General features: G+C 64.6%; 6 protein-coding genes. 3 read left to right on the plus strand and 3 right to left on the minus strand.

Annotation, left to right across the window (positions count from 1 at the left end):
- On the plus strand, positions 1 to 667 hold a 667-nt coding region (locus tag FVW20_RS01205; RefSeq protein ID WP_196607947.1), incomplete at its 5' end, for a hypothetical protein.
- Between the two features lie 300 nt (positions 668 to 967).
- On the opposite strand, the gene FVW20_RS01210 is transcribed toward FVW20_RS01205, so the two are convergent.
- The 3 genes from FVW20_RS01210 to FVW20_RS01220 all read right to left on the minus strand — a co-directional run bounded on the left by FVW20_RS01210 (position 968) and on the right by FVW20_RS01220 (position 6,282).
- The gene (locus FVW20_RS01210) at positions 968 to 3,301 is read right to left on the minus strand and encodes an FAD-dependent oxidoreductase (protein ID WP_196607948.1); all 2,334 of its coding nucleotides are present in this window, start codon (positions 3,299 to 3,301) and stop codon (positions 968 to 970) included.
- Positions 3,302 to 3,556: 255 nt separating this feature from the next.
- Positions 3,557 to 5,191 carry a glutamate synthase-related protein gene (locus FVW20_RS01215; protein WP_196607949.1) on the minus strand — a complete coding sequence of 545 codons (1,635 nt, stop codon included), beginning with the start codon at positions 5,189 to 5,191 and terminating at the stop codon, positions 3,557 to 3,559.
- Positions 5,155 to 6,282: a class II glutamine amidotransferase domain-containing protein gene (locus FVW20_RS01220; protein ID WP_196607950.1), complete on the minus strand. Its 1,128-nt coding sequence runs from the start codon at positions 6,280 to 6,282 to the stop codon at positions 5,155 to 5,157. The genes FVW20_RS01215 and FVW20_RS01220 overlap by 37 nt, the downstream gene beginning before the upstream one ends.
- Before the next feature lie 706 nt (positions 6,283 to 6,988).
- Here FVW20_RS01220 and FVW20_RS01225 point away from each other — a divergent pair.
- Positions 6,989 to 7,465, plus strand: coding sequence for a cytochrome c3 family protein (locus FVW20_RS01225; RefSeq protein WP_196607951.1), 477 nt, complete (start codon positions 6,989 to 6,991; stop codon positions 7,463 to 7,465).
- Positions 7,458 to 9,032 carry an ammonia-forming cytochrome c nitrite reductase subunit c552 gene (locus FVW20_RS01230; protein WP_196607952.1) on the plus strand — a complete coding sequence of 525 codons (1,575 nt, stop codon included), beginning with the start codon at positions 7,458 to 7,460 and terminating at the stop codon, positions 9,030 to 9,032. Before FVW20_RS01225 ends, FVW20_RS01230 begins: the two co-directional genes overlap by 8 nt.
- Positions 9,033 to 9,045 lie beyond the last annotated feature (13 nt).

The following is a 9,045-nucleotide window of genomic DNA, read 5'->3' on the forward strand; positions in this document are numbered from 1 at the left end:
CGCCCCCCCTGCCGCCCCCCCTGCCGCCACGGTCCGGCAACCCGCACCCGACGCCGATCAGGACGCCGAGGCCGCCAGAATGCGCGAGACGGCCCGCAAACCCCACTCGCCCACCACGCCAGACGACGCCGCGTGCGACCCGCTGACCGGAGTGCTGCAGGGGCAGTGCGTGTCCATGAATCAGGAAAAAATGCGCGGCCAGTGCTATTCGCTGCGGCCCGGGGCCACCACCACGAAAAAGGACAAGAAGGGCAAGACGGTAAAAGTCACGGGGCGCTGCCAGCCGCAAAGCCTGATCTACGCTCGCTGCCGCACCGGCATCGACACCTGCCGCCTGGGCGACACTAGCCCGGTGCAGTGGTTCACCTGCGCCCAGCGCAACGGGGCCACCACCCGCACGCCCACGCCGGGTTCGGTCATGGTGCTGGACGCCAACAAAGGCCGGGGCATGCCAACCGGCCACCCGGTGTACGTGGAGGAAACCTGCCCCAACAAGGACGGCACGTGGACCCTGCGCATCACCCACACCAACTACGACCGCCAGTGCCATCTGGACCAGGACGCCAAGGTGCGCTTCAACCCCAGGACCATGCAGGTCACCTTCCTGACCGGGCCGTGGGGCTGCTGGGCCAAGGATTTGAAGGCCATGGGGTTCATCCTGCAGTAGGGACCACTGCCAACCGGCAGGAAAGCCGACCGGGAAACGCCTCCCCCTTCCTTCGCGCAGTTCCCGTCCGAAATGAAAACGGACGATCCTTCCGAAGGGAGGATCGCCCTGAGATTACCGCCCCCCCAGGCAGTTTTACCCAATAAGGGGTCAAGGGGGCGCGGCCCCCTTGCGGGGCGTGGGGCAGAGCCCCACTCTTCACGAAAAAAACCTTTGTCGACAAATCCAAGGGCGGTCCATCCGAAAGGAAGGACCGCCCGTTGTTCTTTGCGTCAGCACCCGCCAGGGGCGTGCGCCCGGTTATTCCATCGGGGTGTTCTCCACCAGATTCCAGATGCCGCACGGGCAGGCCCCGGCGCAGAAGCCGCAGCCGATGCACTTCTCGGCGTCCACGGCCATCTCGAAGCCGCAGCCGCCCTGCACTTCACGGCGGCTGATGGCCGCCTGCGGGCAGATGGTCTCGCAGATGCCGCAGTCGCGGCAGGCGCCGCAACTGGCGCAGGCGTCACCGCACTGGCCGAGGTCCTGGAAGTTGTCGATGCGCGGGTCGTAGTATTCCAGCTTCACGCGGGCATAATCGATCATCTTGCGGGTGTCGGACACGGGGCGCTTGCCTTCGGCCATCTCCACGATGGCTTCGGCGGCCTTGCGGCCCATGCCGATGGCCTGGGTGAGCAGGCCGGGCCGCACCGCATCGCCGATGGCGAAGACGCGCGCGTCGGTGGTCTGCTGGATCTCGTTGACCACCACGTGGCCACGTTCCACGGCGATGTCCTCGGGCAAATAGTCGAGGCCGGGCGCGTCACCGATGGAGAAGATGACCGTTTCGGCGGGCAGCAGCTCGCCGGTGGTCAGCACCAGGCCTTCGGCGGTGATCTCCTTGGTGAAGCAGGGCCAGCGGAAGGTGGCGCCCACGTGTTCCGCCTCTTCCTTTTCCTTGCCGAAGGCCGCCGGGGTCTGGATGTCGATGAGGGTGATGGATTCCGCCCCCAGCCGCGCGGCTTCGGTGGCCACGTCGCAGCCCACGTTGCCCGCGCCCACGATGACCACCCGCTTGCCCACGGTGCCGGAGCCGGACTTGGCCGACTTCAGGAATTCCAGCGCGGTGCGGGCCAGTTCCTTGCCGGGCACGGGCAGCATGCGCGGGGTGTTGGCGCCGGTGGCCAGCACCACGAAGTCATTGTCGGCCTTCAGCTGGGCAAACTCGTCCTTGCCCAGGCGCTGTTGCAGGTGCACGTGGGGCAGCACCTCGCGGGCGCGCGCCAGTTCCGCGTCCAGCACGTCCTGCGGAATGCGGCTGCCGGGAATGGCCGAGCTGATCTTGCCGCCCAGTTCCTTGTCCATGTCGTACACGGTGGCGGCAACGCCGCGCATGCGCAACTGCCACGCGACGGAGATGCCCGCCGCGCCGCCACCGACGACGGCAACTTTCGTCCCGGTCAGCGGGGGCAACTTGGGCGCGCGCGATGCCGCACCGGCCTTGCCGATCCGGGTGATGTCCACGGGCTTCATGCGTTGCAGGCTGCGCGAACAGCCCTGCATGCACAGGTTGGGGCACAGATAGCCGCACACGGTTGCCGGAAAGGGGGTGTAGGCCAGGGCCACATCCACCGCCTCGTCGATCAGGCCTTCGCGCACCAGCCGCCAGCGCTCCTGCACCGGCATGCCCGTGGGACAGCTGGACTGGCAGGGGGCCATGTGCTGGCCGTTTTCCCACACCGGCACGAAGCGGCGCAGCTCACCGGTGGTGATGAGCGGGATGGGGCTGCGGTCCACCGAGGTCAGGTCGCCCACAAGGCCGCCCATGCCCAGTTCCTTTTCCCACACGTTGCGGCGAAAGTCGGCCACGCCCCGACGCTTCTTGCCCACCTTCTCGAAGGGGCCGCGCGCGGCGATGCACTGCCAGTCCTCGCGCACCGAAAGCCCGGCCAAAAGGTCCGACTTGCCGATGGCGGCCAGGAACCCGGACAGGTTTTCGGTCAGCCACGCCCAGGCGGCATCGTCGATGGGCACCTGCTTGGCGTCCGCCTGCGAAAAGCCCTCGTGCGGGCCATGCACGTAGATGCGCCCGCCCACCATGCCCACGCAGGGGCGGTAGCCCAGCACGTTGGCGGGATTCTGCGCGCCCACGCCGCAGACAACGGCGGTGCCGCCCGCCATGAATTCGGCAAAGTAGTCGCCAACGCCGCCCAGCACCCACAGTTCCGGCGCGGAAAAGCGCGGGTTCTGCTTGGTCATGGTCATGCCGCGCGAACCGATGTTGCCGCCGATGTACACGCGCCCCTGGGCCATGCCGTTGCACGCGCCGTTGCCGGCGTTGCCGTGCACGACAATGTTGGCGCCCGCGTTCAGCCAGCCCACGTCGTCCGACGCGGGGCCGAACACTTCCACCGTGGTGCCGGTGCTGCCAAGCGAACCCAGTCGCTGGCCCGACGAGCCGCGCACGGTGACGTGCACGGGCTCCTGTTCCGATATCCACAAGCGCCCGCCGATGCCGTGCTGACCGCAGGCATCCACTTCCACGTTGCGCGCGCCGTCGCGCACGACGCCTTGCAGGCGCTCTTCGAGAATGCGCGATTCGATGCGCTTTCCGTCTTCCATGCCGCTTACGCGGACCACTTCGCTGGGGGACATGGCGTCACTCCGCTGCTGTATGGTTGCCTTTTCGGCGTTATCTTCATTCGCCGCGCCGAAGACGGACATGTTTTCCGTCCCGCCGCGCGGAATCTTTTCTCGACCTGGCCTGGTGCTGCCGCCAGCACGCGCTGCGGTGATTTCGTTTCTCCGGCCAGGAAGGCAAGTCTTTCATGCAGGGAGCGTACTCTTTGGTACGTGACCGAAATGAAAGATGAAGCCTGACACCGCCGGAGAACGAAAGGACGCAGCGCGCTAAACGACGTACTGGATGCCGAGGCGATTGGCCGCATCCTTGTTGGCAATGCCCAGCGCGTCGGACATGCCCACGGGCAGCGAGGTGGACCGGCCCAGCGGCGCGAATATCTTGCGCAACTCGGTGTCGAAGGCCAGGTAGAAGTCCACCACCCGTTCGGCCACCTTTTCCGGGTCCAGCCTGCGGTACACGCGGGGATCCTGCGAGGTGATGCCCTTGGGGCAGCGACCCAGGTTGCAGATGTTGCAGCGGTCGATTTCCGACCCCACGCACCCTGCGCCCGCCTGCATCACGTACTTGCCCACCTGCACCATGCTGGCGCCCAGCATGATCAGGGCGGCGGCGTTGTGCGCGAGGTTGCCGTTCTTGCCGATGCCCCCGCCCGCAATGAGCGGAATCTCGTTCTGGCAGCCCTGCTGCACAAGGTCGTGGTAGCAGTCGCGGATGTTCGAGGCGATGGGGTGGCCCATGTGGTTCATGGACACGTTGTAGGCCGCCCCGGTGCCGCCGTCCTCGCCGTCGATGGCAAGGCCCGCCGCGTAGGGGTTGCGCACCAGGTTGTTCAGCACGGCGCGCGAGGTGGTTGTGGCGGATATCTTGGGGTAGACGGGCACGCGGAATCCCCAGGCCATGCTCATGGACTGGATCATCTTGGCCACGGATTCCTCGATGGAGTACTGGGTCTGGTGGGTGGGGGGGCTGGGCAGCGACACGCCCGGCGGCACCCCGCGAATGGAAGCGATGAGCTTGTTGACCTTGTGCCACATCAGGAGGCCGCCGTCGCCGGGCTTGGCGCCCTGGCCGTACTTGATCTCGATGGCGCAGGGGTCTTCCTTCATATGGGGGATGGCATGCAGGATTTCGTCCCACCCGAAGTAGCCGGAGGCAATCTGCAAAATGACATACTTGAGGAAGCGCGAACGCAAGAGGCGCGGCGGACAGCCGCCTTCACCCGTGCACATGCGCACGGGCATGCCCATTTCCTCGTTCAGGTAGGCGACGCCCATCTGCAGGCCTTCCCACATGTTGGGCGAAAGCGCGCCAAAGGACATGGAGCCGATGACCAGCGGGTAGATTTCGCGCACCGCGGGCACCCAGCCGTTTTCCTGGAAGGCCTTCAGCCCCTGTTCGGGGGGCAGCACGCGACCCAGCAGGGTGCGCAGTTCGAACTCGTGCCGCCCGGCGTCCAGCGCGGGGTCGGTGAGCATGGATATGCGGATGAACTTGATCTGGTCCAGCAGGCTGTCCGGCGCGTTGCGGCGGCCGCCACGGGTGCGGGCGTGGCCACCGCGGTTGTTGTGGAAGCGCAGCGCGGTGCCTTCGTCCAGCCGCATGGGCCGTATGGCGTTGTTGGGACAGACCATGGTGCACATGGCGCAGCCGATGCAGGCGTACGCAGCGTCGGTGCGCTGGCGGATGCCGTGGAACACCGAATAGGTGTTCTTCGGCTTCTGCATGAGGCCGGTGGCGGTTTCGACCACGCGCTTCCTGTGCACGGCAAGCTCGATGGCGTTCACCGGGCACACGGAGGTACACCGCCCGCACAGGGTGCAGGTGTCCTTGTTCCACTCGACCTGCCAGGGCAGGTCCTTCACGCTCAACGTTGACGGGGTAATGCCTGCAGTTGGCTGCATATGGTCACCTCTTGGCATTCCGGACGAACGTAGGCCGTGTCCAGATGCATGGGCTGGAAGTCGAGGGTCTTGTCGCGGTCGGGGATGGCGGCGTCGAGGCCGCACAACTCGGACGAAAAGGCGTACATGCCGGGCTTGCCGCCCACCACGCCGGGGCGCAGCTTCTTGCGGTCCTGCACCATGAACATGGTGCCGTCCGGCAGGCAGCCGATGACGCAGTTGGGGCCGTCGATGATCATCTTGCGGCACAGCACCTTCAGGCGGGCCAGCATGGCCTGGTCGGGGTGACCGGCCATTTCGGCGTCGGACAGCGGGGTGATGACGTGCTTGTACGCCTCCACCGGCAGGCCCAGCTTGTAATGCGTGAAGTGCATGATGTGCGTGAACACCTCTGAGTCGGACTGGTAGCCGGTGTAGCCGGGCACGTTGCGCGACGAAAGGTATTCGCGGATCGGGATGAACGCCGTGTTTTCCCCGTTGGTCATGGTGCACACGCCCTCGATGAAGAACGGGTGGCATGCGTACAGGTTGATGGCGTAGTTGGTGTTCTGGCGGCCCTGGCACAGGATGCGGCGGGCGTGCAGGTCGGGCCGGTCAAGGCCCAGGTACTCGCCCACGGTGAGCGGATCGCCCACTTCCTTGATCATCACCACGCCCGGCCAGAACGAGAAGGCCATCATGTCGCGCTCGGCCTCGCCCTGCTGGCGGATGGCCACGCGGGTCTGCACCCGCTGCGCGGTGCGCTCGGCCTCGGGCATGTCGGCCCAGGCCTTCGGCGGTTCGTAGGCGCGGGCAAGGTACACGCCGCGCCTGGGGGTGCCCGCGGGCGGAGCGGACTTGATGATCGACACCGAATGGAACGGACGAAACCCGAGGTCGTCCATGATCCCGTCGAGCCGCTTCAGGCCCTTTTCGGTGAAGATGCCGGAAAGGATGGGATATTCGGGATGCTCCGCGAAGGGACCCGACAGACCTGATAGATAGAGCCCGACCCCGGAGCCGTCATGCCCTTCCTTCATCACATTCAGGGCATTGATGGCCACCATGGGGGAGACGGGATCCGTCGAAGTCAAGGCGAACAATCGACACATGGACGCGTTCTCCGGATGGCGTGGACTCCGCCCCGGAATGACACGAATGCGCAATCCGCGGCGGGTTCACGTGCGATAGCGGAAAATTCCAAAAACGGCAAGATCGTGCGTTTGATGGCGCCCATATTGGTTTTTTTATCACATATTTGTAGTGCAAAATATTACATTATTGCAATCAAATGCTCGACAATATGCTACAATAACACACTATTCACACAAAAAATGCAAGAACACCCAGATACCCCCCACCGTGCGAACCGTACCCCACGGGCCGACCGCGCCGCGCCAACACAGGCTGAACGCTCACACAGCACTTATCCTGGATTTCCTGCGCGATACGTTACATGCCACCAGAAATATCCTTGTTTCACGCAATATTACAAGTTTTCGCGCAAACACCTGATACGGGCCGTCCGGGCACGGTCAAACTGTGCGCCGCATCAATGCGTGCAATTTCTTTCCGTTAAAACAGCGCAGTATGAATATAATCAGAAAATTGTAAAAGTTCAGACTTCGCCACTCCATTAAAAATCATTGTATCACGGGATGTTATTTTCACATACAATGAGCGTGGGAACCCTTGCCACGCCCGCCGCGCAACGCCCGCGCTCGCCTGCTCGGCACCGTGCGCCGTCCCTGACGGCACGCGGGCCGCACCGGTTTTCGCGGCGGGCAGACGCACGACACACCAACAGGAGGAGGAACCATGAATGCTCTGCGGAGCAACCCCACAGGCCGACCATGGCGCATCATGCTCCTGGCCGCCCTGGCGGGCGTTGCCATCACCGTAGGCGCGGCCCTGGCCATGACTGCCACGGACCAGGCCCTGTTCTGCGGCAGTTGCCACTCCATGGCCGAGGCGGCGCTGACCCACAAGCGTTCGCCGCACGCGAAGCTGGCGTGCAACGAATGCCATGCGCCGCACAACCTGGCAGCCAAGCTGCCCTTCAAGGCCAAGGAAGGCACGCGCGACATCTACTCCACAACCCTTGGCACCATCCCCGACCTGATCCACCCCGGCGAGGAAACCAAGGACGTGGTGCAGGCCAACTGTCGGCGCTGCCACGTGGCCAGCACCATGACCGTGTCCATGGAAACAAAGAAGTACTGCACCGACTGCCACCGTCACGTGCCCCATACCCCCAAGCTGCCCATTGCCAGAAGGAGTGCCGCCGATGTCTAGCCGTCGCCTTCTCGTCGTGCTGATGGCCATGGCGCTCGCCGTGCTGGCGGGCTGCTCCGAGCCTTCGGAGCCCATGACGCCCACCTACAAGACCAAACTTTCCGCCGAGGAAATGAAGAACTCCGCTTTCAAGGCGGAATTCCCGCTGCAGTACGAAACGTACCTGCGCAACAACGAATCGCAGATCATGACCGAATACGGCGGGTCCGTGCCGTACAACAAGCACGACAACGTCAACCCCCTGCCCGAAGGGTACAAGCACGCCCAGCCGTACCTGAAGAACCTGTGGCTGGGGTACCCCTTCAGCTACGAATACCGCGCCGCGCGCGGACACACCTACGCGGTGAAGGACATCCTGCACATCGACCGGCTGAACAATTACAGCGAAAAGGCGGGCCTGCCCTCCACCTGCTGGAACTGCAAGACGCCCAAGATGATGGAATGGGTGAAGGAAAACGGCGATGCCTTCTGGGCCAAGGACTTTCACGAGTTCCGCCAGAAGCTGGACGTGGACGACCACACCATCGGCTGCGCCAACTGCCACGAGCCGCAGACCATGGAACTGCGCCTGTACAGCGAGCCGCTGAAGGACTACCTGAAGTCCCAGAACAAGGAATTCAAGAACCTGTCCCGCAACGAAAAGCGCGCCCTGGTCTGCGGCCAGTGCCACGTGGAATACTACTTCCAGGACAAGGAATTCGGCGCGGCCAAGAAGCCGGTGTTCCCGTGGGCCAACGGCTTCGACCCCGAAGACATGTTCGAGTACTACAAGACCCACGGCAACACGACCACCAAGGGCTTCGAAGGCAACTTCGTGGACTGGGTGCACCCCGTGTCCAAGACCCCCATGCTGAAGGCCCAGCACCCCGAATACGAAACGTGGATCAACGGCGTGCATGGCTCCGCCGGGGTCACCTGCGCAGACTGCCACATGTCGTACACCCGGCTTGACGGCAAGAAGAAGATGTCCACCCACCACTGGACGTCGCCGCTGAAGGATCCGGACCTGCGCGCCTGCCGCCAGTGCCACACCGACAAGACCCCCGACTACCTGCGCCAGCGCGTGCTGTTCACCCAGAACAAGGTCTGGGAACAGCTGATGGTGGCTCAGGACATCTCGGTGAAGGCGCACGAGGCCATCCGCATGGCTGCCGAATACACCGGGCCCAAGCCCGCCGATTACGACGACCTGATGATCGAGGCGCGCCAGATGTGCCGCAAGGGCCAGTTCTTCTGGGATCTGATCTCCGCCGAGAACAGCGTGGGCTTCCACAACCCCACCAAGGCCCTGAACACCCTGGCCCAATCGCAGCAGTACAGCCAGAAGGCCGTGGACGTGGCCATCCGCGCGGCGGCCTTCACCACCGCCAAGGACCTGGACGGCGACATCAAGAAGATCGTGCCGCCCATCCTGAAGCACAGCCGCGAACTGCAAATGGATCCGGCCCACATGGCCACCCACAAGTGGTTCAAGTACCTGCCGGTCACCCCCAAGGCACCGCGCGTGTGGGACGGCCAGACCCGTCTGGTGCCTCCGCCCGCGCCCGCCGCGGCCCCGGCCAGCTAGCCGGGCACGCGGC

Source organism: Nitratidesulfovibrio oxamicus (assembly GCF_015731765.1).
GTDB classification, from domain to species: Bacteria; Desulfobacterota; Desulfovibrionia; order Desulfovibrionales; family Desulfovibrionaceae; genus Cupidesulfovibrio; species Cupidesulfovibrio oxamicus.

Coding starts and splice junctions, on each gene's coding strand:
- FVW20_RS01210 (WP_196607948.1), bottom strand. CDS start 3,301: ATGTCCCCCAGCGAAGTGGTCCGCGTAAGCGGCATGGAAGACGGAAAG.
- FVW20_RS01215 (WP_196607949.1), bottom strand. CDS start 5,191: ATGCAGCCAACTGCAGGCATTACCCCGTCAACGTTGAGCGTGAAGGAC.
- FVW20_RS01220 (WP_196607950.1), bottom strand. CDS start 6,282: ATGTGTCGATTGTTCGCCTTGACTTCGACGGATCCCGTCTCCCCCATG.
- FVW20_RS01225 (WP_196607951.1), top strand. CDS start 6,989: ATGAATGCTCTGCGGAGCAACCCCACAGGCCGACCATGGCGCATCATG.
- FVW20_RS01230 (WP_196607952.1), top strand. CDS start 7,458: ATGTCTAGCCGTCGCCTTCTCGTCGTGCTGATGGCCATGGCGCTCGCC.